19 protein-coding genes and 1 pseudogene are annotated in these 22,852 nt (G+C 49.8%); 15 read left to right on the top strand and 5 right to left on the bottom strand.

Annotation, left to right across the window (positions count from 1 at the left end; genetic code table 11):
• The first annotated feature begins 39 nt into the window (after nt 1–39).
• The 9 genes from A3224_RS13020 to A3224_RS12990 all read left to right on the top strand — a co-directional run bounded on the left by A3224_RS13020 (nt 40) and on the right by A3224_RS12990 (nt 6,776).
• On the top strand, nt 40–1,218 hold the full coding sequence (locus A3224_RS13020; RefSeq protein WP_067155461.1) for a dsDNA nuclease domain-containing protein: 1,179 nt from the start codon (nt 40–42) through the stop codon (nt 1,216–1,218).
• Complete coding sequence (locus A3224_RS13015; RefSeq protein WP_067155458.1) at nt 1,218–1,697, top strand: hypothetical protein; 480 nt, start codon at nt 1,218–1,220, stop codon at nt 1,695–1,697. Before A3224_RS13020 ends, A3224_RS13015 begins: the two co-directional genes overlap by 1 nt.
• Nucleotides 1,694–3,478 (top strand): AAA family ATPase, encoded by a 1,785-nt coding sequence (locus tag A3224_RS13010; RefSeq protein WP_067155455.1) that lies wholly within the window; start codon nt 1,694–1,696, stop codon nt 3,476–3,478. The genes A3224_RS13015 and A3224_RS13010 overlap by 4 nt, the downstream gene beginning before the upstream one ends.
• A 197-nt stretch (nt 3,479–3,675) precedes the next feature.
• Nucleotides 3,676–3,981 carry a hypothetical protein gene (locus A3224_RS16965; protein ID WP_156481487.1) on the top strand — a complete coding sequence of 102 codons (306 nt, stop codon included), beginning with the start codon at nt 3,676–3,678 and terminating at the stop codon, nt 3,979–3,981.
• Nucleotides 3,982–4,068: 87 nt separating this feature from the next.
• Nucleotides 4,069–4,311, top strand: coding sequence for a hypothetical protein (locus tag A3224_RS13005; RefSeq protein WP_156481486.1), 243 nt, complete (start codon nt 4,069–4,071; stop codon nt 4,309–4,311).
• 145 nt (nt 4,312–4,456) lie between these two features.
• Nucleotides 4,457–4,687 carry a VOC family protein gene (locus tag A3224_RS16960; RefSeq protein ID WP_156481485.1) on the top strand — a complete coding sequence of 77 codons (231 nt, stop codon included), beginning with the start codon at nt 4,457–4,459 and terminating at the stop codon, nt 4,685–4,687.
• 108 nt (nt 4,688–4,795) lie between these two features.
• A complete protein-coding gene (locus A3224_RS13000) occupies nt 4,796–5,284 on the top strand; it encodes a hypothetical protein (protein WP_156481484.1) in 489 nt (162 codons plus the stop codon).
• A 406-nt stretch (nt 5,285–5,690) separates the two neighbouring features.
• On the top strand, nt 5,691–6,008 hold the full coding sequence (locus tag A3224_RS12995; protein ID WP_067155446.1) for a hypothetical protein: 318 nt from the start codon (nt 5,691–5,693) through the stop codon (nt 6,006–6,008).
• A 159-nt stretch (nt 6,009–6,167) separates the two neighbouring features.
• Entirely contained in the window at nt 6,168–6,776 is a 609-nt protein-coding gene (locus A3224_RS12990; protein ID WP_067155443.1) for a hypothetical protein, read from the top strand.
• Nucleotides 6,777–7,025: 249 nt separating this feature from the next.
• Here the strand turns inward: A3224_RS12990 and A3224_RS12985 are convergent.
• Nucleotides 7,026–8,014, bottom strand: a pseudogene (locus A3224_RS12985) (transposase).
• A gap of 279 nt (nt 8,015–8,293) precedes the next feature.
• Between A3224_RS12985 and A3224_RS12980 the strand changes: the two are divergent.
• Nucleotides 8,294–8,770, top strand: a complete 477-nt coding sequence (locus A3224_RS12980; RefSeq protein WP_082817524.1) for a hypothetical protein — start codon at nt 8,294–8,296, stop codon at nt 8,768–8,770.
• Nucleotides 8,767–9,033, top strand: coding sequence for a hypothetical protein (locus A3224_RS12975; RefSeq protein ID WP_067155440.1), 267 nt, complete (start codon nt 8,767–8,769; stop codon nt 9,031–9,033). Before A3224_RS12980 ends, A3224_RS12975 begins: the two co-directional genes overlap by 4 nt.
• A 287-nt stretch (nt 9,034–9,320) precedes the next feature.
• Here the strand turns inward: A3224_RS12975 and A3224_RS12970 are convergent, their stop codons facing one another.
• Complete coding sequence (locus A3224_RS12970; RefSeq protein WP_197462989.1) at nt 9,321–9,992, bottom strand: hypothetical protein; 672 nt, start codon at nt 9,990–9,992, stop codon at nt 9,321–9,323.
• Between the two features lie 436 nt (nt 9,993–10,428).
• Between A3224_RS12970 and A3224_RS12965 the strand changes: the two genes are divergently transcribed.
• Nucleotides 10,429–10,902: a hypothetical protein gene (locus A3224_RS12965; protein WP_156481483.1), complete on the top strand. Its 474-nt coding sequence runs from the start codon at nt 10,429–10,431 to the stop codon at nt 10,900–10,902.
• A 192-nt stretch (nt 10,903–11,094) separates the two neighbouring features.
• On the opposite strand, the gene A3224_RS17560 is transcribed toward A3224_RS12965, so the two are convergent.
• The 3 genes from A3224_RS17560 to A3224_RS12950 all read right to left on the bottom strand — a co-directional run bounded on the left by A3224_RS17560 (nt 11,095) and on the right by A3224_RS12950 (nt 13,260).
• Nucleotides 11,095–11,391: a hypothetical protein gene (locus A3224_RS17560; RefSeq protein ID WP_067155433.1), complete on the bottom strand. Its 297-nt coding sequence runs from the start codon at nt 11,389–11,391 to the stop codon at nt 11,095–11,097.
• 13 nt (nt 11,392–11,404) lie between these two features.
• Entirely contained in the window at nt 11,405–11,803 is a 399-nt protein-coding gene (locus tag A3224_RS17555) for a hypothetical protein (protein WP_067155430.1), read from the bottom strand.
• Between the two features lie 875 nt (nt 11,804–12,678).
• Nucleotides 12,679–13,260 carry a hypothetical protein gene (locus A3224_RS12950; protein WP_067155428.1) on the bottom strand — a complete coding sequence of 194 codons (582 nt, stop codon included), beginning with the start codon at nt 13,258–13,260 and terminating at the stop codon, nt 12,679–12,681.
• A gap of 1,160 nt (nt 13,261–14,420) precedes the next feature.
• On the opposite strand from A3224_RS12950, the gene A3224_RS12940 reads away from it, so the two are divergent.
• From A3224_RS12940 to A3224_RS12930, 3 genes are all read left to right on the top strand, one after another.
• Nucleotides 14,421–19,649, top strand: a complete 5,229-nt coding sequence (locus A3224_RS12940; protein ID WP_067155422.1) for a DUF748 domain-containing protein — start codon at nt 14,421–14,423, stop codon at nt 19,647–19,649.
• Between the two features lie 94 nt (nt 19,650–19,743).
• On the top strand, nt 19,744–21,690 hold the full coding sequence (locus tag A3224_RS12935; protein ID WP_067155419.1) for an aconitate hydratase: 1,947 nt from the start codon (nt 19,744–19,746) through the stop codon (nt 21,688–21,690).
• A gap of 256 nt (nt 21,691–21,946) precedes the next feature.
• Nucleotides 21,947–22,558: a hypothetical protein gene (locus tag A3224_RS12930; RefSeq protein ID WP_067155416.1), complete on the top strand. Its 612-nt coding sequence runs from the start codon at nt 21,947–21,949 to the stop codon at nt 22,556–22,558.
• The last annotated feature ends 294 nt before the right edge of the window (nt 22,559–22,852 follow it).

Raw genomic sequence — 22,852 nt, 5'->3', positions numbered from 1 at the left:
TATCATAAAGCGAAGAATTTTTCCTGAAGGAAGATAAGCGTGGCAGGAAAAAATAGCGGCAGTCCAAAGCTTCATGAGGTTGAGCCACGGGAGAACGTTGGAAGGGAAACCATTGCCCGTTATCAAGCTCAGTTTCGCGGAGCGGCTTTCGAGTGTTTGTCTTTGTTGGAGGATGAGGCGCTAGATCGGGTTTATTGTGATTACCAAGACGATTTCGTGTCTCGCCTCAATGTAGATGGGAACTATGTATATAATTTCTTTCAGGTCAAAACTAAGGGTAAGTTGAATTACCAATGGTCTGTAAATGATGTCTTAGGGATGAGGAAAGGTGCTAAGACATGCGAACCAGCCAAGATTGCTAATAGCTACGTTGGAAAGCTCCTTATCCACACTATCAGATTTGAGAACTCCTGTGGTAATGTTGTTTTTCTCACAAATATTCATTTGAACGACGATTTAGAAGGGCTGCGTGATGCAATACAGGACGATAGCGATAACAACTATTATAAATTACTGCTTGAAAATTTTAATGAAGCTTTAAGCCCAGAAACGCCAATAGAAGATCAAGATATTATAGAGCGTATTAAGAAGCTTCAGCTTAAATCAAATCTTGCATATTTGAATCCATATGATGATAAATTCTTCTCTGAAGCAAGAGAGACTATCTATAAATACAGCGAAATAGATTTGCAGCGTTCAGAGTGTGAGGAAATCCTTAACAGTCTTATATCCCTTGTTGAACGGAAATCGTTTGGAAAATTACTAGAGGAAATCGATGAAGAGGACCTCGATGATATAGCGGGCGTTAGTCTTTCCGAAATGCTCGATATTTTGAGTATATCCAAACCAGCATATAAGAGTTTAAGAGATGGCGGCGATTCACAAGCAATCAAGAATGCTTCGATTATTCATAGGATAATGAGTAAGGCTGGTGCGTCAGAACGAATGATAGAGTTCGTATCTGACTGCAAGGTGCGGTGGGATATATGGTTTAGGGATAAACGTCATACTATTCCAGAGTTCGATCTGAACTTTATTCTTGAAGAAATAGAGAAAAATGCTGATGAGTGGGTTAGATCTGGAGAAGAGCTGAAAATTCTTCAAGGTCGAATTGATAAAGTATTGTCAAAATTGGTTAACGAAGACTTGTCTGGCACTCTTGATCGTGAACTCCTTCTCGGCGCTGTTTTCTCATTTTTAGTTAGAGGAAACGCGTAATGGATTACGAAGAATTCTTCCAAGAAGCATCTGAAAGAGAAATTGTATTGCCTCTAGATGAATTCAGCGCTTCAGTAACTCATCGGCTTAGTAATGAGGCGCTGTTCCATCTTCCCTTACTCGCGATGACTATCCTCTTGTTGTCTAAAACACGCCGTAAGCCTAAGTCAGACGAACTAGGTCAGTTAATTGGTGAGTGTTTTGAGAGAACGTTTTCAGGCTTTAAAGGTTCATCCCAACACTTGGGATGGTCGGCAAATCTCAGGATGAGGACAGTTAAGGCGCTAACCTTTCTTGAGGCAGTAAGCCTTGTTGAGGTTGACCGCCATGATTCCCGCATTAAAGCTACTGAGTTTGGGAAAAAGGTCGTATCAAAAGCGGTAGATGCCCAATCAGACCTCGGTTATACGCTCCAGCTAATTGAAAGAAATTATTTTGACTTACAAATAGAAAAACAAATTGCAATGGATTTGGAATGAAACTCGTCAAATTAAAAATTCATCCTTCAGGAAAGGACGGCTGGGGTTCGAAGGACCTCGTGTTTGCTAGTGATATTACCCAGCTATATGGTCCGAACGGCGCAGGTAAAACGCCTGTCATTCATTCTATTGCCTTCGCACTTGGATACCCTGTTCGGTTCAGGGACGATATTATGGCGAAATGTTCGTTAGTGAGCTTGACTGTGGAGCATGAAGGGAGTTTCTTTACTTTCGAGAGGTCATTTTCTGATAAGTTTTACATAGAAGTTTCGGAAAAAGATTCCAAGGAAGCACGCATATTCTATAACGAACAAGAGATTTCTGAGTACCTATTTTCGAGGCTTGGGCTATCATCGCTCGCGTTGACGACCAATAATAATGAGCCTACTTATCCGTATATCTCAACATTCCTGCCGCTCTTTTATATTGACCAAGATGCTGGTTACACGAGTGCATACAAGTCGCCAGGTAGTTTCATAAAAGATCAATACGCGGAGATGATAAGGTTGGGGCTTGGAATTGCTCCAAAACACTCGTTCGAGGCTAAGCGTTTTCTCATAGAAAAGAAAAGAGAGCTTGATTTAGTAAATATTCAAATCGTCGATACTGAGGAATTCATACGTAAACTTGAAGAACAATCCGATATTGGCAACATTTCTGTTTCGGAGGTTGAGGAAGAGCTGGAGCAGTTGAGGGGCGAGTTCGAAGAGCTCCGTAATAGTTTTGATGCGACGAACGATGCCGATTATGTGCTACAAAGGCTAATTCGCGAGAAGCAGAATGAACGGCTTAATCTCTTGGCTTCAATCAAGAACCTAGAAAGCCGGATATCAGGATTCAATAAGATAAAGAACGAAATAGAGATCGAAATTAATACGTTGTCTCTTAACGAAGAGTCTAGACGGCTGTTCAGTTCTTTTAAAGAAATTTGTGCAGCACCAGGTTGTGGTCTTTTTACATCAAGTTCTGATTCCTACGGAAAAAATTTGCTTTATCTTCGTGATCAAATCAAAGACTTAGATAGAAACACAAAATTTCAAGAAATAAGGTTGGATGAATATACATCGAGCTTAAGAAAGATCGATGAGGAAATTGCGTCCCTTGAATCCAATTTAACGAAGGATGAGGAGAATTCTCAAACAACGTCTTTGATAGCTGCAATAAGTGCATTAACACGATCAATAATTGATCGCCAAAGCAAAAAGGATGTACTGGAAAGAATCGAATCCGAAAAGCATAATTACGTTCAGCTATTGAATAAGCGTAGAGGCCTTCAGGGCGATATCTCTTCTTTGGGAGGTGGAGCGGGTTCGGGTGATATCAGAATTCTCGAATTCAGAAACGCTTATCGTAAGAAGATTATCGAATGGCTTGATGTTCTCAGTACAAAGAACGTTTCTAGGGAAATTACGGTCGATTCTGATTTTAATGTTTTGTTTGGGGCGGAAAAATTATCCCAATTCAGTGGTAGTACACTTTTGCGAACAGTCCTTGCTCTCAGGGCTGCCTTCTTTGAACTGTTTGTTTCCATGGGGTGTACCTCCATAGAATTCCTGATATTTGATACGCCACGGCAGCATGATATTGAAACCAAAGATTTTGCAGCATTTATCACCAGATTAAAAAATATCTGCAAGGATAATCGAGCTCAGATAGTTTTCTCTACTACAGAGTATCGCTACAACCCAGTAGAAGGTGACATAGAGTGGCAGCCGGAGTTTTCTGGCTTTGAACAGCCAATGTACTTAGGAGTAATTGATAATAATCAAGTGCCTAGCTAGACCCTGTGACGGCAGAGTATGAAATTTTGAAGGTGGGAATACCATAAAAGTCGAATAAAATGTATGTCACCTTTTTGCCGGATGTGGGAATGGTCATGATGGTTCAGATTACGTATAACAAGCGCAAGCACACGGAACAATTTTCCGCTTCGCTGAAAATTGTCCGGTGTTGCGAGCGTTAGCAGCTAGATCTCGTGATGAAAAAAGAATTAGTATTTAGCTTTACTCTAGGTTGCTTATGCACACTTTTACTTTTTATTTTCATGGCAGGGCTCATCGAAATTCAGGAAAGTGGAGCCGGTAACGATATGAAGTTTTTTGCCCTAGATGACGGCGTCATTTGCTCCTTTCCTTTGCTGTCTGAAAGAAATTTAATAGATGAGCCATGTTCTTGCTGGTTTTTAGGGGAAGGCGAAGGCTTTAGAGGCTGGGGTAACGGCTGTAATGCGCTTCACTTAAGTAGTGAAGAGTTGGGTAAGCTACCCAAGTGTGGTGCCAGATAAGGCTGTTAACAGGTCAAAGCAATCGGACGCATCAGGGTTGCGCCGGTGTTTGAGGCATTAATCATTCTTAGTCTGGAGAGAGAATTCGTGGAAGAAGTAATTGGCAGTGTATTTAGATTTATCGGTCGATTGCTTGTTGAGATAGTCTTCACTGCTATCTTCGAGGTAATATTTCGATTTCCAGGAAACATTATCTGCAAGCCTTTCACGAAAGACGGTGAGGAACCAAATGGTTTTCTTGTGATGATTTCCAGTATTTTGTTTTGGGCGTTGGTTGTTGCTTTGGGCTACTTTGCATATCTTGCGCTTTCTAGTGACCCCAATGTTTAACAAACGCAAGCAGGATGCTACGGCCCTTCTGGCCTCCGCGGGACGCCCAATGCTATGCACGTTTTGTGCGGGTCGTTGCGCTCCCAATTTTGCACAAAACGTGCATAGCATTGGTCGCCAGTGTTGCGGGTGTTAAGAGGCAATAATGCCAAATATCAAAGTAGCACCATGTAGTGGTATATATGATGACCGTTTGCTGGTTGATAGGCTTGTTGAAATTGGTATATCTATTTCAGAGGCTAATGAAATGGCTGAGATCGTGGCATGTGAAATGGGCCATGGGTTTGGTTTGAGAGCCAAGACTGATGAACACGCAGAAAAATTGGTAAATGCACTTAGGGCTACAGGTCTTGAGGTAACGTGGGCTCATGGCTAAGTATATTCTTAACTGCCAAGCCGATCTTAACAAGCGCATGTTGTCGGACTGGCTTTACGCTACACTCCAAGCCAGCCGCGAATGCGAGCGTTATGTTCCTGAGGTGTCATGAGAAATTTAATACTTTTTTTAGCAATTTTTCCAATGTTTTCAGCTGCTTATGACACAACCAAATTGCATTCACATTATGTTTATGTGGAGGGCGTTCTCCCTGAACCATATAAGAGTATTTCTGTAAAAATAGATCTTGATCCGGAAGATGATGATCTAAAAGATATTGCTCTGAGCGTAGATGGGAAGTTGGTGAGTTTCTCGGAGTCAGAGAAGGCAAAGCTTACTGACCTTGATCTACAAACAATGGAAATTGAGCACGGTATCTTTAGTGCTCATGATAAAGAGATGGGTGATTTTCTCTATATAAAAATTGCAAAAGGAAAGAGAAAATCAATACAATGCAATTTTGATAAAGAAGATCTAAACCATGGGGTTTACGATGTCGCATTGATTCAGTACAACTTCGAAGACCCACCGATTGTGCGGTTGGATAGTCCGTACAAGTACTATCGGGACCGTTTCCTGTGGTGCTTCGAGGGATGAAAAACCATAACAATCAGCGGCAGAGCGACAGCCAACGCTACGCATCTTTTGTGTTACTCGCTGGCGCTCAAATATTAACACGAAAAGTGCTCCGCGCTGGACGTTATAAATCGAATGAGTAAAAAGAGCGTGAATAGGCTATCTGAGGAAGAAATCGCAAAGCGCTATCCGAATGAAAAATACATCAGAGATTACTCAGCAGTTTCACCATCCTTTCTGTTATGGCTCTCTGTCGGTCTACTTGTGCTCGTTTGCGCTCTTCAAGAGTTAGGTGTGTTAGATCCTCTTCTTGTTGAGGTTAAGGAGATATCTAGTTCAGGTAGGTTCGGAGTTCGGTGAAAATTTATAACAAAACCTGGCAATTCGCTCCGGGCCGACGGCCCTCCGAGAAACATCGTTAAGTTCCATGAGTTCCGAAGATCTAAAAAATCTAGCTACTGTCGGTTTTCTCGCTTTTGTGATCGCTCCACTTGTTGTGAGAAAATTGGCTCTAGACATTCTGTGTGCATTCTATGAACCAAATTATCCTGGCGACTACTGGCTAGATTATGTAGAAAAAGGCAAGTTTCATTCTTCTCACAGTGATTTTGAGAAAATTTTGATTAAAGTGTATCTTCGCCTAGACAAGATTTTGATAGAGAAGATCAAAAGTATTCCTATTCTAGTAGTCGTGTTTTCAGGTTTCTTGGCGCTGTGGTTAATCTGGAAGTTTGTAGGAACTTAACAATCACGGGCAGTGAAGCTGCGGCCCTTCGGGCCTCCGCGGGACGGCTTATCTTATGCACGTTTTACGCGGGTCGCTTCGCTCCCATTATTGCGCAAATCGCGCACAAAGTAAGCTGCCCCTGCCGGCGGCGTTACGCGTACAACGGATTTTATTTGCATGATTAAGCTGTTGATAAACAATTCGGATTCAGCCGAAATGAGCGAAACCTCTTTTGGTGGGAAGCCGGTCAAAAATATAGGTGAAGATTTTCATTGGCCTAAGTGTGCTTACTGCAAACTTCCAATGCAATTTTTGGCGAAGCTATCAATTGATGAAAAATTATATCAAATATTCATGTGCCAAAACGATCCCGGAATGTGTGAAGAATGGGATGCTAATGGCGGGAGCAATGCTGTAGTCGTAATAAAGCCCTTCGAACTTGAACTTGTCCAAGAACCATCAGAAGGTGAAACTCTAAGGGAAACAGAGCACTCAGCGCAGGTGGTTTCGGTCGATGGTGATAACTACGAAACAGCAAGAATTGAATGGGCAGAAAAGAATGGCGTTAGCCCTCGAGAGGTTTTAGGTCAAATTTCTGGTGAGCCCTCATGGATTCAGGGTAATGAAACACCAAATTGCACCACGTGTAATAAACCAATGGAATTTGTAGCTCAATTGGAGCAAGGGCCAGACTGGAAAACTGAAATGAACTTTGGAGGCGGCGGGGCGGCGTATTTGTTTCACTGTCGTTGTAATGATTCTGCAAAATTTTTATGGCAGTGCTAATACCAACACGTAACAAGATATTGGGCCATACGAGGAGGAACAAAATTGGAAAACAAAAAACAAAATTGGACACCCATCAATTGAAAATTTGATGGAAAGGCTCTGCATATTCGGTCCGCTGTTGCTAAGGCGTGCTATTTGGGTAAGTAGTCTCAGAGTCTTGTGTGGAATTGCGCCAAACCGTTTTGTTGTGGCGCAGCGGTCCTTCGTTGAAGTCCGCGATGGTGTTTTTCAAAGAAAGGAAAAACTTTAAGAAGTGATCAGCGGGGAGAGATAGCGCTCACAATCTCGGACTCCGTGGGCCCAGCGCTTGCCGAGCTGCTCGCAGACAGAGCGCACTGAATGGGCGGCACCAACCAGAGATTTGAAGCGGCTTTCGAAGTTACGGTTCAAGTAGAGCCAGTGTCGTGGATCGATCTGCATCCGGTCGAGAATCGGCGGCAGTTGCTCGTCGATCGCGCCGCGCTTGTCTTCACGAAGGCAACGGCCACTCCAATCTACTAGCTCCAGATAGTCCTGTAACTGAAACGGCAGTCCTATTGGCATAGGTTCTCGTGGGCTACCAGCGAAGGGAAAGAGCTGATGTGGCTGTTTGCCATCCCGAGCTGCTGATGTACGCCGTTGTATGGAAGTGTGGTCTGAGGTTTCGGGTGTATCAGCCATCTTGGCCCGGATTGGGTTCAGGTCCACATAGGCCATACAGGCCGCCAGAGCTCGCTCGTCGAGCAGTGCTTGGGATTTGAATCTACCTTCCCAAAAGCGACCGGTACAGCCATCTTCCCGATTGGCTTGCCGGGCAATGGATTCATTGAGCATCCGCATAAACCAACTGATATCCATCAGCCGTTCGCGCCATTCTGCAGCTACTTCCTCCAGCCGGGCCAGTTCCGCAGCGTACAAGGCTTCGTTGCGGGCAAAACGTTGGGAAAGAGGTGAACCTTTACAGAGTTGATGCCAGCGGTCCACCACCTCATGTAACGTCCAGCCTTTAGCTTGTGCTGCATTGATATGCAATACCACATGGTAGTGGTTCTCATAACTGCATAAGCGCAGATATCCAGCGCAAATGCCTCGGCCAATTCCAACAGCCGATCTTCGATCCACTGTCTCCGATGTTCGAAGCAGCGCCCGGTGCGCTCATCCCTGCCACACAGGAATGCACGGCGCACGCAGCGGGAGACGCAATGATAATAGGGTGTAGTTTCAAGAGAGATCAGGGATTTGCGCGGGCGTCCCATTTGGCTATTCACTAAGCTGTATAAATGAACAGTATTTTCTGTGAGATAAGAAATGTTGCAATATGACTGGCGTCGAAAGCTTTTTATTTTATAAGTTCCGATAAAACGGCGTTGTTTCTGCTATTTAAAAGATTGAACTTCTGTTTATTTTATGAGTATCCTTGAGTCGTGTGTTGCGAAGGTTGCTACGCGTCTATTTGTACGCACAAAGCGCACAAGGTAAACCATCTCTGCTTCAGGGCGTTAATATTTGATCCGTTGGAATTATAAGGAGATAGAGTGGAGCAGTTTAAAACAATGGAAGATCTAAGGGATGCGATAAAAAGGCTTAGCAAATGGTTTGCGAGGCCGATTGTGGAGGGCGAGCATCCAACGTTACATCTCAATCCAAATAGTACAAACCGAGAAGTCATAAATGGTATTCAAAGAGATGATTATATTTTTTCAGCTTGTGGGAACTGGATTGTTCCTTCTGCTGAACATGGACTATCATTTTCTGCACACTGGCAACATTTAAAGGGTATTCACCGGATGAAGTCTAAACGAAATCCGGGTAAAAGAGTTCATGTGTATTGGGTATTGGAAAAGGCTGATATCCCTGATGGTTTGGAGTTCATCGCAGATCCAAGAGATAGAAGGAAGCAGCATTACTTTCTTGCGGTAACAAAGAAAATGACCGTTTCAGAACTGCGCTCAAAACTTGAGTGGGTTGCTGATAGAATGTCAGTAATTAGAGATGCACAGGATGCGTTATGATTGAATTTAAAGATATAAGAGAGAAAGAAATTTTAATTCATTATGCTAATAAATTTGGAGATTCATGCATTGTTAAAATTATTGAGTCCGGTGTTAGCAGTAAAGAAGAGGCATCTGCTTTGGCAAAATTCTACTGGAAAGTAGTAGATGAAACTGTTGATAAAAAAGAGCTAGAGTATGTTTTGGAAAAAATATACACAACTTTGCACATTCATTGTGGTAACAATGGGTATTCAGACGTTTGGGATAGCGAGATACCTTGAGCGCAAACCTGTCCCTGTGGGTGCCGCAGGGTGGTAGTTGTTTATCGATTGTGCAAAATTGGACACCCACCAATTGAAAATGTGATGGGAAGGCTACTGCATATTTGGTCCGCTGTTACCAGGGTGTGCTATTTGGGTAAGCAGGCTCAGAGTCCTGTGTGGAATTGTGCCAAACCGTTTTGTTATGGCACAGCAGTCCTTCGCAGAATCCTGCGTGATGTTTTTCAAAGAAAGGAAAAGTTTTAGGAAGTGATCGGTGGGGATAAGTAGCGCTCACAGTCTCGGATTCAGTAGGCCCATCGTTTGCCGAGGTACTCGCACACAGAGCGCACAGAATGGGCCGCACCAACCAGAGATTTGAAGCGGCTTTCGAAGTTACGGTTCAAGTAGAGCCAGTGTCGTGGGTTGATCTGCATCCGGTCGAGAATCGGCGGCAGTTGCTCGTCGATCGCGCCTCGTTTGTCTTCACGCAGGCAGCGACCGCTCCAATCTACTAGCTCTAGATAGTCCTGTAACTGAAACGGCAGTCCTACAGGCATGGACTCTCGCGGATTGCCAACAAAGGGAAAGAGCTGCTGTGGCTGTTTGCCATCCCGAGCTGCTGATATACGCCGTTGTATGGAAGTGTGGTCTGAGGTTTCGGGTGTATCAGCCATTTTGGCTCGGATTGGATTCAAATCCACATAGGCCATACAGGCAGCCAGGGACCGCTCGTCGAGCAGTGCCTGGGATTTGAATCTACCTTCCCAGAAGCGACCGGTGCAGCCATCCTCCCGATTGGCTTGCCGGGCAATGGATTCATTGAGCATCCGCATAAACCAACTGATATCCATCAGCCGTTCGCGCCATTCTGCAGCTACTTCCTCCAGCCGAGCCAGTTCCGCAGGGTTCAAGGTTTCGTTGCGAGCATAACGTTGAGAGAGTGGAGAGCCTTTACAGAGCTGATGCCAGCGGTCCACCACCTCGCGCAGCGTCCAGGCTTCAGCTTGTGCGGCATTGATATGTCATCCACTGCCTTCGGTGCTCGAAAGCGCCCGGTGCGCTCATCCCGGCCACACAGGAATGTGCGGCGCACGCAGCGGGAGACGCAATGAGAATAGGGTGTAGTTTCAAGAGAGATAAGGGATTTGCGCGGGCGTCCCATTTTGGTTATCCATTTATATGTACGGATAAACAGTATTTTCTATGAGGTAGAGAATGTTGCAATATGGCTGGCGTTGAAAGCTTTTTGTTTTATGCACATAAAATAAGCACCGCTGAATGCGGAGTTAGCCATAAGAAATCATGAGACTGCTATTTGCACTAATATACATTGGGTTAGGAATGTGGATTTATTTTCTCGTAGGTGGAGAATATCTACATCCCTTCATTAGCATTGGAGTGTGGTTCGCTCTAATGTTTTCATCGGTAATTGTATTTAATGAAGGTATTCTTAAAAAGCTTAAAGGGCAATCAGAAGATGAATATCTAGATGAGATGCTAAAGAAAAATTTAGCTAAGAAAGAACATTACCGAGCCAGGAAAGCTATAACTTTTGAAGATTTGTCGACAGGCTGCCTATGCCACATTATCGAGATTGGAGTTGACAGCTCTATTTGTCTCTATGGACAATATTTATACGATTACGTTGAGATAGCTGATGATCCAGAACTTAATCAGCAACGGAAATTCCCAACGTCTCAGTTTGCCCTCATTCGCAAAAATAAAAATCATGAAATATTACGTATTGATATCGGGGATGAAGTGATAGAAGAAGTAAACGTAGAGAACCCAAAAATAGATAGGCTATATGAACTCGGAATTAAATTGGATGACGGTGAGCTAATCAAAAAAATACCTTTCTCTAGGATTTTAGAGGCGGTGGCATGAATGGTAAAAACAACAAAATTGGACACCCATAAATTGAAAATTTGATGGAAAGGCTCTGCATATTCGGTCCGCTTTTGCCAAGGGGGTAAGTAGTCTCAGAGTCTTGTGTGGAATTGCGCCAAACCGTTTTGTTGTGGCGCAATAGTCCTTCGTTGAAATCCGCGATGGTGCTTTTCAAAGAAAGGAAAAACTTTAAGAAGTGATCAGCGGGGAGAAATAGCGCTCACAATCTCGGACTCCGTGGGCCCAGCGCTTTCCGAGCTGCTCGCAGACAGAGCGCACTGAATGGGCGGCACCAACCAGAGACTTGAAGCGGCGTTCGAAGTTGCGGTTCAGGTAGAGCCAGTGTCGGGGGTCGATCTGCAGCCGATCGAGAATTGGTGGTAGTTGTTCATCGATAGTGCCGCGCTTGTCTTCACGCAGGCAGCGGCCACTCCAGTCCACTAGTTCGAGATAGTCCTGTAACTGAAACGGTAGTCCAACAGGCATGGGCTTTCGCGGACTACCAACAAAGGGGAAGAGCTGCATCCTGAGCTGCCGAAATACGCCGTTGTATGGAAGTGTGGTCTGAGTCTTCCGGTATCTCAGCCATCTTGGCCCGGATCGGGTTCAGATCCACATGGGCCATACAAGCCGCCAGAGCTCGCTCGTCGAGCAATGCCTGAGACTTGAATCGGCCCTCCCAGAAACGACCGGTGCAGCCATCTTCCTGATTGGCTTGCCGGGCAATGGATTCATTGAGCATTCGCATAAACCAACTGATATCCATCAGCCGTGCCCGCCATTCAGCAGCTATTTCCTCCAGCCTGACCAGTTCTGCAGCGTTCAAAGCTTCTTTGCGGGCAAAACGCTGGGAGAGTGGGGAGCAGGTCAGTGATCGGCGGGGAGAGATAGCGCTCACAGTCGCGGATTCCGTAGGTCCAGCGTTTTCCGAGTCGCTCACAAAAGAGCAAAAACCACGCGATTAGCCAGCCTTCATGGGGTGTCGAACCAATCGCTCCGGCTAGTACCGTAAGAAACGCAACTATCGCCTGTAACCTTGTGGTCGCAGCTTTCATGATCTAGGGCCTAGCATTGGCATAACGAGCTGGTTTGGAGCGGCAGCGGAAAAACCGTCCCGTTGATGCATTGATTATGACCGACTCCTTATACCAAGTAGAAATCTTGCTAAAACCACTAGTCCAGAACTAGGTAGCACTGTGAGAAAGAACCAAGTAGCCCAAATTCCAGACGCATATTCATAATTCAATTCACATTTAGCTGCATCAGGGTCAATGCAGAGTTCGCCCATCGCGTTGTGTTGAAGTCCCACGTAAAGTACAAGGCTAGCAATTAGAGCCGACACAATAACGCACACAAGTATTGATTTTTTCATGCCGCGCAACCTTGCTTTATACATGGCTTTTCTGTCATGAGCTTTGCTATTCGTGCGCCATATTCATTAACGTTCTCCCCACCGAGAAAATTGTATATTGTTGCCGCTTTTCTCGGTGTGGGGCCTTTGACACTAGCTGTTATACGCCAGAAGAATCACGCCAAATTCAATGTTATAGAAAGAGCATTTCAAGTTCTCTTTGGCGATTCCTAGGGGACCTCTGATTAATTTGTTCTTGGACGATAAAGGGACGTTTTTCCTAAATGAAAAGCTCAGATGATGGGATGAATATTTCGAAACTGTCAGATACATCCCTGTATCTGTCTGCGTCCCATCACCTGATTTTCACAGCTGTTCCCGAAGAACCCTTACCGCGAGGAAGCGAGTAAATCAGATGTTTTCTAGTGTGCGACTGAGGCTGGCCCGCCCAGGTACGCAAGGTCTGGCTGGAAGGTGACGCCGACAAGGCCCGCATCCTCTATCGCCTTCTTTATCTGGTCGGTGCAGAACACGTCGAGGTAACCGCAGGCCTTTGAGCGGAAAACCATCATTCCTTTCGGCAGCTTGTCTTCAAGGAATCCTAAGCTTTCCAGCTCCCCGAAATCGTTGAACACCGTAACTGCGTTGTCCACCGCGTTATGGTCTTCCGCGATAGTGAGCGGGTTAAATATGTACCCAGTTCCCCCCACGTAGGTGACTGGTAGGAACTCCCCGTCGTGCGCAAGGTAGTCGCTGAGTAGACTGTGCGCCTTTTCCGTGAGGAACAGGCGTCCGTATCGAGCAGCGATGTCAGGCACCAGTTCATTTGTGGTCTCGTCGTCTGGGCCGAAGTCCAAGTGCAAAGGGTCCTTCCAAACAGACGCGTAAGAAATCGGCGCCGGGTTTATATGAAACGGGTATTTTTTTCCTAACTTGGCGACCGCGTCGTTGGTCGACCTCGTGTAGACGAGGTAGCTGTCGTCGTTACAGATAAGGTGGATCATTATGGCTCCATAATGCGTAGGCGGATTGAACCGTTCTGTAGGCGAGTCTCCACCTGTCTTAGTGTCTGCAACAGATGTGCGCGGTCCATCTCATAGAACTTCTTCTGAGGCATGGCAAGAACCTTCTCCTTATGTCTTCCAATGACGGTCTAGATCTTACCCAGAGTCCGACGCAGGGACAACGACGCGTATAGCTTCGGCCAAAAATCTGAGAGCCCTTTCAATATATAGCCACCGTGCAGTGTTCCCTGTGGTCCCCTCGACTTGTCTGGAAAACCTCATGTCCTGGAGCTCACACGATGTAAGATCTGGCAGCAAGTCCTTTGAAATCATAATGGCTAGGGAATGCTGTGCACTCATTTCGTGTCCCTGAGTGGATGTTGAGCCTGCTTTAGGTGGGTACATCGGCTAGCCTAAGGCTATTCTGTCCGCAATGCCGTAGTTTGACTCCGCGCCCACTCTTGGTGTAGTCGCATCCGCTCTTCCCTACGTGACTTCGGGTCTACACTGGGTGGACACGACGACGAGAAAAGTTTGATATCGAGAGTGATTCACTTCGATTGGGTGCCAAGTTGGACCACGAAAACGAGCCAGCCACCACGGGAATTCGAGATACTTGACCAAAGGTCAAGGTACTATTAGGTAGGAAGCTACGCCCTCTCTTCGATCGGACTGATGGTGTGCAGGGGGGCAGTGCTCCTCTGGATAGGCATAAAGCGCTAAGCAATCCTTGCTTAATTCACTTCCCGGCAGCAAGGAGAATTAGAGGCAGAAAAGCACCTCAGTTGATCGAGTGGATATTTCGAAACACATGCGTACTTCCCTGTAGCTCCGCTGGAGAAATTCCTATATCTGGTGGCTGTCCATCACCTGATTTTCACATCTGTTCTCGAAGAGCCTTTATCGCCAGGAAGCAAATCAATCAGTGGTCCTCTACCTAAGCGCGTTTATCAAAAATCATCGCGCTTTTGGTGCCAACTATAAAGGGTGGCGTCCGATACGTTACCCCTGCGGCAATGGCTGAATAAATACACCAGCAGTCGCTCGATTATTCCAAAAGGCGTATTGCCGGGAAAGCTGAGTGGCGCTGGTCTTTAATTAGTGGGCATAGCTGTTGGCTCAGGTTTCGCTAAATTCATTGCTTGCGTCGTTTTCCGGTAATGCCACTGAATAATTCTCCGCCTCTCGACATAACCCGGCGCCTGCTTTGGTGGCTGGTGGCGATACTGCTGTTGCTGGGTATTGCCAATTTGGCCGCCGGAACGCTGCTGGCGGCGCAGGTTGAGCGCTGGCTGAAAGAGCGCGGCCTGGATGCGGAAATCGGGCATTTGCAGTTGTCTGTTGTGAATTTGCAGCTGGTGGTCAGTGATGTGCGCGCAAAAAATGACGGTGGTCGCGGTTTCCGCGCGCGGGAGTTGATGCTCGACTATAGCTGGTGGCAGTTATTGCGCGGTCGCATCCAGTTACAGCGGGCTTATCTGGACGGTGCCTATATGGATCTGGAATCCCGTTCGAGCGAAAGCGGCCGCCGCTGGGAAGTCGGCGGCTGGGCGCTGGGGCAGGGGCCGCGTCGAGACTGGGATTTCAGGTTGCTATTGGAGCAGGTGCGCATCCGCGACAGCACACTGTGCTACCGCCACCGTCCGGACTGGACCAGCCCCGGCTGTGTGGATTTCGGCGAACTACGGGTGCGGGATTTCCTGCTGGGATTGCAGCGGACAGGTGATGTGCCGCTGGATATTACCATCGGTGCGGACAAGCTCAATTTGCGCAATTTGCTTATTACGGAAAAAGCATCTGGGGCAGTTGATGCCACCTTAGTGGAATTGGCGCTGTCCGATGGATTATACCGCCGCCCCGGCAACCGTATCAGTGCCGATACCCTGAAGGCGCAGATGTTCGGCAGTTGTCCTCCCCAGCGTTGGGCCGATGCTTTACCGGCGCTGCAGCGGCTGGTAGGGCATTGCGGTGTTGCGCGGCGGTTGCAGTTAAAGGGGGATTTGCTGTTCAGTTTCGGCAAGAGCGGGGAGGTGCGCTGGCGCGCGGCCCAGGGGCAGGATATCGCGCTGCGCTACGCGAATCTGGTTTGGCACAACTGGCGTGCTCACAGGCTGGCGTTAAAAGAGTTTCACTACCGCCGCGCGCAGAAAACGCTGCGCTGGCAGAGCGCCGGTGCTTCTGATTTCGATTGGTGCCCGTCGGGCCTGCGCGATAAGCAGCATCACTACTGCAGCCGTGCCGGCACACTGACGCTGCCGGACCCGGTTACCTTTGACTGGCGCAAAAAAATCACAATCAGCACCGGGCCCAGTCGATTGAAGCGGGTACAGCTGCTGGATTTGGCGCAGAGTAGGGGCAATCCGTTCAGCGCGAATCTGGCATTGCTGGGGGCTCTGGAGTATCGGGGTGAGACAGGTATTTTGTCCATCGACGGCGTGGATCTGGAAAGCGCCTCCGGCTGTATTCCGGGGCAGTTGTGGCACCAGCCGGATTACTGTGTGCGTCTGGCGGGGCTGAGCGGTAGCGAGCAATTCCAGGTGCAGTTCGGTTCGCGTATAGTGCAACGTCCCTGGGGGTTTGCCAGTGGTCCCCTGCGCCTGTCGCAGTTTAGCATGGCAACGGAAGGGCGGCCGCAGCTGCAGCTGCGCAAACTGCATTGGCAGCGCATTAACCTCCTCGGTGCCGGGGCGCCCTTTTTGTTACAGGATTTTGCTTTGCAGTTCTTGTCCGGGTGTTTGCCCGATGGATTGCTGCCGGAAAAATTGCGCCCTCTTTGTGGGGAACTGGCGAACTTCAATGGCCGCGGTCATTTCGCCTGGCAGCGGGGCGAGGCGGGCTACCTGATCGCGGGCGAGCTGAGCCTCGGGCGGCTGCGACTTGCTGATCAACTGAGCGGCGGTGGTCTCCTGTTACAGAAGTTGCACACGGGCGAGGGTATTTTGCGCCGCAGTGCAGACAGCGACCACCCCTGGGTACAGCGGGGCCTTAGCGGTTCGGTGGATATCCCGGTTACCGCAGGCTATCACGAAAATACGCCGGAGGCGATAGAGGATGATTCCGGTGATGAAAAGGGGTTGTTGCCGGAAGAAATGGCGCAGCGGCGCGAAGATGTGCAGACCGGGGACCGGGAAGACGGTATACCGCCACCGGATATCGCCAGTCCCAACCTAAAACTGGACAGCACTTCCCTGAGCCGCCTGCAGGGATGTCTGCCAAAAAGCTGGGCGCGCTTGTTATTCAGCAATCCGCAGCAAATGCCCGGCTGTTTCGATTTGCGCAACTGGCGTCAGCGGGGCCCGCTGGTCGTTGCCTGGCAGGGCGGTATCGATTTTTCCGCGGCGCAGCTTTCCCTAGAAAAAGCCCGAGCCACGACACCCGCGGGAGCGGAGTTGCTGAATTTGTCCGGACTGCACTTGCCCGCCGCGCGGCTGCGCCACTTGCCGCCGCCCTATCGCAGTACTTTTGTTTCCCTGCCGGATTTTTCTCTGCAAGATTTCTATGGCTGCCTGCCGGTGGGTGTGAATGCGGCGGTGTTCGATATCCGCTGTGCGGAACTGCACAATCTGCACGCGGGCAAGCGCTTTGAATTGACTGTGGGCCGGCGAAAAGTTTCTGCGCATATGAGTGGCAGCCGGGCGCAGTGGATACTGCTGGCCGAAGAGGGCGAACACCCCATTTTCGAGCTGCAAAAACTGTCGGCGCCGCAACTGGAGGTAGAGTGGCAGCGCGGTGCCAACAGACCGGGAAAACTGGCGTTGAAAGATTTCTACGCGGCACAGCTGCACGCCTGTCTGCCGCGGGAATGGCAACTGCGCAGTGATTTGCCGCGCTGTATTTCCACGGCGGAATTGCACACGATCGGAGAGCGCGGCCTGGCCGTCGCTGAAACACTTTTTAAATCTTCCCCCATTGCAAAACCCCTGTGGCGTTTCCAATCCCTGCGCCTTGCCGGGCTGTCTCTCAGCGCGGATACGCTGGATCTACTGAATTTGCAGCTTCAGGGTCTGCGCTTCTGCGGTCTTGCGGATTTGCTGCCACAAACTGCGCGGCAGTTGGGCATTGCCGACTGCGTAAGTGCGCAACAAATCCATCTTCCGGGCACTAACCGTATCGGTTTGACACCACAGGCACCGCGGATCGCACTGGGACCGCTGGTATCGCAACCCATTACGCTGGGGGAAGGGAAAACGGAAAATACGGGCACCGGCCTCAAACGGCTCAGCTGGAAACAGTTGCGCTGGGAAGGCGGACAGGTGCTCTGGACCACAGACCTGGAAGCTGTGGGGATGAGAGGTTGCGTTGCGGGCAGTGCTGCTGCGGTGGCGGAGGGGAGGGCAGATTTTTGCTGGCGTCTGCAGCAGCTCCGCCTGCCGGGTGGACAGAGGATATCCCTGTCCAGCCCCTTCTCTACGGATGGCTCCATTGAAGCTCTGGGGCTCAGCATCGACAGGGGCAGCGGTGATCCCTTGCAAATTGCGCGTATTCAATTGGACCAGCCCTCCTACGGCGGCGCTTCCGTGGGCAAACTGTCCGGTGCCAGTGGTTGCCTGACGGCCGGCACTCTGGGCGATAACCGCCTGGCGCCCTGCTATCGATTGGGACGGGTAAGCATTCAGGGAATCGATAGGGTCGATACGTCGTCCGGCAAGGTCACTTTACTGCGCGGTGTTGCTATCGAAGGCGTGGAACTGAAGCAGGGGGATTATCCCCAGGGATTGCCGGCACAACTGTTGCAGCTGGAGCAGTTGCACACGGAGGAATTGCGTCTCGGCAGTGGTGAGATCGCTGTGCGTCAGCTGCGGTTGCAGGGCGCCGCCGGCTGCGTGCCGCCGGGTTATGTGGAAAGGCTAAACCACTGCCTGACACTCGATGCTGTTGATGTCAGCGGCAGCTATCGTTTCTCTACGCGACAATTGGCGCTGGCACAATTACAGCTGCACAAGGTACAGCTGCTGACCGGAACGGGGCGCAGCCTGGTGCGCGGTGACAGCGTATCGGTGGAACAGCTGTTGAGTGGAGAATCGGAGTTCCGTTTTCTGCGTGCCGAGGCGGAAGGGTTTGCCATTTTCGATCGGCGCGAGGGGGCACCGGAATACGAGCGCCACTCTGTTATCGGCCGTCTGGCTGGCATGAGTGTTGCGCAATTGCATTACGACAGGCGCGGCAACCGCCTGGAAATCGAAAAAGTGGATGCACTGCGACCGCGCCTGATCGTTATGCGCGACCGCTCCGGCGAATACCCGCTGGCGCGGGATGTGGATGTGCTGACAGGCACACAGCCGCAGGAAAAACCCTTGATCCGCGCCGCAGACGCCATTACTGAAGGGATGAAAGTGCGCTATCACATCCGCGAGCTGGACGTGCGCCACGGTACCTTCACTTGGGTGGACCGCCAGGGCCAATATCGCGCGCGCTTGCCGATACGGGCAATTTATTTAACCCTGCGCAATGTCAGCAATTTGCCGCTTCACCCTCCGGCAACGGTATTGTTCAACGGCCGCCCCGGCGGTTTCGGTGAAATTCAACTGGCGGGCACCATCCGCTACCTCGAAACCAAAAAGTGGAACGCCGATCTGACCGGTTATATCGAAAATACCAACCTGATCCCCGCGACGCCTTATATGGCCAAGTTGCTCGGCTACAAGATTCTGCAGGGGCAGCTGGACGCGCGCCTGGATATCCGTATACGGGAGAACAAGGTAAACGCCTTTGCGGATATGAAATTGAATAAGATCAAGGTCCGCCGTGTGCAAGAGAAGGATAAGCTTCCGGTGAAGTCTTCCATTATCCCGCTGGATATTGCGCTGCTGCTGTTAAAAGACGGCCAGGGCAATGTGCGATTCGATATGCCGGTAAGCGGCGATCTCTATGATCCGAAATTTTCCTTCAGTTTTATCTTCAGTCATCTATTGCAGCGGGCAATTATTGAATCCTTGTTTGCTTATTTCACACCGGTTGGCTTCTATACTTTGGCGAAATTCGCTTGGGGGCGTTTCCGTGCGGTCAGATTCGAGCCGATTTTTTTCGAGCCCGGCAAGAGTGAGCTCGACGCCACAGCCTGGGAGCAGCTGCGGGAAATGGTTGTAAGGCTGCGCGAGCGCCCGGACGCGCGCCCCGGCATCTGTGGCATTGCCAATGCCCGCGATTGGTATGCGCTTTATCCGGATTCCACGCCGGGGCTGGGCGGCAGCCGCAAAGCGAGGGAAAAGTTCTACCGGAATCCACCGTTGAAGTTATTTGAGGAGTTTGAACGTCTGGCGCAGGAGCGCAGCCGCAAGATAGAGCGCTTCCTGATAGACGAGGGAATAGGCGCCCAAGAGCTGATTCCCTGTGCGCCCGACTACAATGGACGTGATTTCGACGAACCGCGGGTGGAATTTTCGCGGTAGCGAGCCAGCGGAACCTGTGGTTCATCCGCTTCCCGGCGCTCAGGTTTTTTTCGGACCGGATAAGGCGCTGTAAACACTAAGGAAGGTGAATATTATGGCAATGAACCTCGCCCAAAAGCTGATCCAGAGCCATCTTGTCAGCGGCTCCCTGGAAGCGGGCAGCACGATCGCACTGAAGATCGACCAGACGCTCACCCAGGACGCCACCGGCACTATGGTGATGCTGGAATTTGAGGCCCTGGGCCTGCCGCGGGTAAAAACGGAAATATCCGCCCAGTATGTTGACCACAACTTGTTGCAGACGGATTTTAAGAACGCCGACGATCACTTGTTCTTGCAGAGTGCCTGTCGGAAATATGGTCTCTGGTATTCGCGGCCGGGAAACGGCGTCAGTCACCCGGTGCATATGTCCTGCTTCGGCATCCCCGGAAAAACCTTATTGGGGTCCGACAGCCACACCTGTGCCGCCGGATCTATGGGCATGCTCGCCATAGGTGCCGGCGGGCTGCAGGTTGCCATGGCGATGGCCGGCCTGCCTTTCGCGATTAAGATGCCGAAAATTCTCGGCGTAAAGCTGGTTGGTGAACTGCCGCCGTGGGTCAGCGCCAAGGATATTATTCTGGAAATGCTGCGCCGCTATACGGTTAAGGGGTGCGTGAACACGATTGTTGAATATCACGGCCCCGGCCTGAAACAGCTCACGGCGATGGATCGCCACGTGATTGCCAATATGGGCCAGGAAATGGGGGCTACCGCCAGCGTCTTTCCCGCCGACGAAGCGGTGCAGGCCTTTCTGAAACAGCAGCAGCGCGAAGTGGACTTTGTTCCACTGCAGGCAGACGAGGGCGCAACCTACGACGAAGAGGACACTATCGACTTGTCCAAACTGCAGCCGTTGATCGCCTGTCCATCCAGCCCGGACAAGGTGGTGCCGGTGCGGGAAGTGGCGGGGCGGCCAATCTACCAGAGCTATATCGGCTCGTCCGCCAATCCGGGACTGCGGGACTTTGTCATACCCGCGCGTATGGTCGCCGGCAGGCGGGTGGATAACAGTGTGTCATTTGATATCAACCCCACATCGCGCCAGTTGCTGGAGGAAATCAGCCGCAGCGGGGATTTGGCGACACTGCTGGAAGCCGGTGCCAGATTGCATCAAACCGGCTGCGGCGGTTGCATCGGCATGGGGCAGGCGCCCGCCAGCGGCCGTATCAGCCTGCGCACCGTGCCGCGCAACTTCCCCGGGCGCTCCGGTACCGAGGAGGATCAGGTTTACCTGTGCAGCCCGGAAGTGGCCACTGCCAGTGCGCTGACGGGAAAGATTACCGATCCCCGCGACCTGGATATGGATTACCCGGAATTCACCGAACCGGAACAGTTGTCCGATATGCGCCCGCTGCTGCAGCCGCCCCAGGAAATCCCCGTTGAGGTGGAGCTGGTCAAGGGGCCCAATATCAAACCCTTGCCGGATTTTGAAAAGCTGCCGGAAGTATTGAAGGGGCCGCTGCTGCTCAAAGCGGGGGACAATGTGTCCACCGACGAAATACTCCCCGCCGGTGCCGAAATACTCCCCCTGCGCTCCAATATCCCCGCCATCAGCCGCTATGCTTTTTGCCGCGTCGACGAAAATTTCTATCAGCGTGCTATGGATCTAAACGGGGATTGCTTCGTGGTGGGCGGTGATAACTACGGCCAGGGCTCCAGCCGCGAACACGCAGCCATAGCGCCCCGCTACCTGGGGGTTCGCTGTGTGATCGCCAAAAGCATGGCCCGCATCCACCGTCGAAATCTGATCAACTTTGGCATCTTGCCACTGCTCTTCGATGATCCCGCGGATTACGACAAATTGGCGCAGGATGCCGAATTGGAAATTGACGCTCCCATGAAACAGCTGAAACCCGGTCAGCCGGTAAATATAAAAAACAACACTTCCGGGGAAACGATAGCACTTCGCCATGACCTTTCCCCCGAGGAGATAGAAACCATAAAGGCCGGTGGTTTAATCAATGAAGTGAGAGAAAAGCATCTTTTGACGGGGGTGTAACAATACTTGGGTGCTTCCGGAGGCGTCGTGTGAAAGTTGCGGTGGCTCCGGGGTACTCACGGGGTTGTTATTCAAAAATATACGAACAAGTTTCTGCATCTTGTGTTTGCGAAATACCAGCTCAGTTTTTTTGAGTGCTCTTGAACGTACTGCTGTACCTGCATAAGTTCATCAAAAATTTTTAAACCCAGTTGAAATTAATTGTGCATAAGTTTTTAATCCGCCCTCCTTTTTTAGTTGGTAAAGGAATGAAAACATGTACAAGTATAAAAAGCTGGTGCTTGGGCTGGTTTTGGGGGCCATATCGACAGCTGCTGCCGCGCAAGAGCAGGTCGAGGAAGGTGCCGAATACCGGGGAAGCTGGGGGATAAGCGCTGAGTTTATTAATTTCAATACCGATGTGGCTACGGTTAACGGTATTGCTGACAGCGGTATTGGCCTAGGAGGTAGCTACAGTGGTGAAAAGGGGCTGTTTAACTTTACGATTGGGGCCTCTTTGTTTTATGTCGATGATAAAGCCGAATTTTCCCAGAGAGTGCAGAACTCGTGGACAGATGATGAGTACACGGAGGACTCAAGTATCGATGCAGTCTCCCTGTATTTAGATGGTGGTATTTTGTATCCGCTCAGTGAGGGCGTCTCGCTGGGGATGAATGTTGGCTATCGCTATTTTGATATCGATCGCAGTATTGCCAATTGCAGCAACTGTTATAGCGAAGAAATTCAGATTGAGAGTGACACTTATTTGAAGCCTTTCGCGCGCTTTACCTTCAACGATAGATTTTCCGGTACCCTGGCATACTTTAGCTATACCGGCGACAAAGGTGCGGAGAATTCTGTACAGTTTGAGGTTAACTTCAACTGGTAATAATCTATTGTGGCGGCCACGTGCCGCCACTTCTTAGGCCCAGAAGCTCACCGTATTCTTATCCGTTTGTGCGTTTATTTAAGGAACCTCTGATTAATTCGCGTGGACACAATGGTAGGTTCCGGGGCGCTCAGGCAATAGGGCGGATATTTCGAAAACGCACGAGTACTTCCCTGTAGCTCCGCCGGATACCTCCTTGTATCCGAAGGTTTCGGAATATCCGTCCTATCACCTGAGCTTTACATCCGCCCCCGAAGAACCTCTGCCGCCAGGGAATGAATTAATCAGAGGTTC

This window comes from Microbulbifer thermotolerans, from assembly GCF_001617625.1.
In the GTDB taxonomy this organism is placed as follows: Bacteria; Pseudomonadota; Gammaproteobacteria; order Pseudomonadales; family Cellvibrionaceae; genus Microbulbifer; species Microbulbifer thermotolerans.
The sequence above is the reverse complement of the archived record's forward strand: the minus strand, read 5'-3'. Positions and strand labels throughout refer to the sequence as shown.

What these genes read in the sequence shown, in the direction of transcription:
- A3224_RS13015 (WP_067155458.1), top strand. Translation starts at nt 1,218, where the DNA reads ATGGATTACGAAGAATTCTTCCAAGAAGCATCTGAAAGAGAAATTGTA.
- A3224_RS13010 (WP_067155455.1), top strand. Translation starts at nt 1,694, where the DNA reads ATGAAACTCGTCAAATTAAAAATTCATCCTTCAGGAAAGGACGGCTGG.
- A3224_RS16965 (WP_156481487.1), top strand. Translation starts at nt 3,676, where the DNA reads ATGAAAAAAGAATTAGTATTTAGCTTTACTCTAGGTTGCTTATGCACA.
- A3224_RS16960 (WP_156481485.1), top strand. Translation starts at nt 4,457, where the DNA reads ATGCCAAATATCAAAGTAGCACCATGTAGTGGTATATATGATGACCGT.
- A3224_RS13000 (WP_156481484.1), top strand. Translation starts at nt 4,796, where the DNA reads ATGAGAAATTTAATACTTTTTTTAGCAATTTTTCCAATGTTTTCAGCT.
- A3224_RS12995 (WP_067155446.1), top strand. Translation starts at nt 5,691, where the DNA reads ATGAGTTCCGAAGATCTAAAAAATCTAGCTACTGTCGGTTTTCTCGCT.
- A3224_RS12990 (WP_067155443.1), top strand. Translation starts at nt 6,168, where the DNA reads ATGATTAAGCTGTTGATAAACAATTCGGATTCAGCCGAAATGAGCGAA.
- A3224_RS12975 (WP_067155440.1), top strand. Translation starts at nt 8,767, where the DNA reads ATGATTGAATTTAAAGATATAAGAGAGAAAGAAATTTTAATTCATTAT.
- A3224_RS12965 (WP_156481483.1), top strand. Translation starts at nt 10,429, where the DNA reads ATGTTTTCATCGGTAATTGTATTTAATGAAGGTATTCTTAAAAAGCTT.
- A3224_RS17560 (WP_067155433.1), bottom strand. Translation starts at nt 11,391, where the DNA reads ATGCCTGTTGGACTACCGTTTCAGTTACAGGACTATCTCGAACTAGTG.
- A3224_RS12950 (WP_067155428.1), bottom strand. Translation starts at nt 13,260, where the DNA reads ATGATCCACCTTATCTGTAACGACGACAGCTACCTCGTCTACACGAGG.
- A3224_RS12940 (WP_067155422.1), top strand. Translation starts at nt 14,421, where the DNA reads ATGCCACTGAATAATTCTCCGCCTCTCGACATAACCCGGCGCCTGCTT.
- A3224_RS12935 (WP_067155419.1), top strand. Translation starts at nt 19,744, where the DNA reads ATGGCAATGAACCTCGCCCAAAAGCTGATCCAGAGCCATCTTGTCAGC.
- A3224_RS12930 (WP_067155416.1), top strand. Translation starts at nt 21,947, where the DNA reads ATGTACAAGTATAAAAAGCTGGTGCTTGGGCTGGTTTTGGGGGCCATA.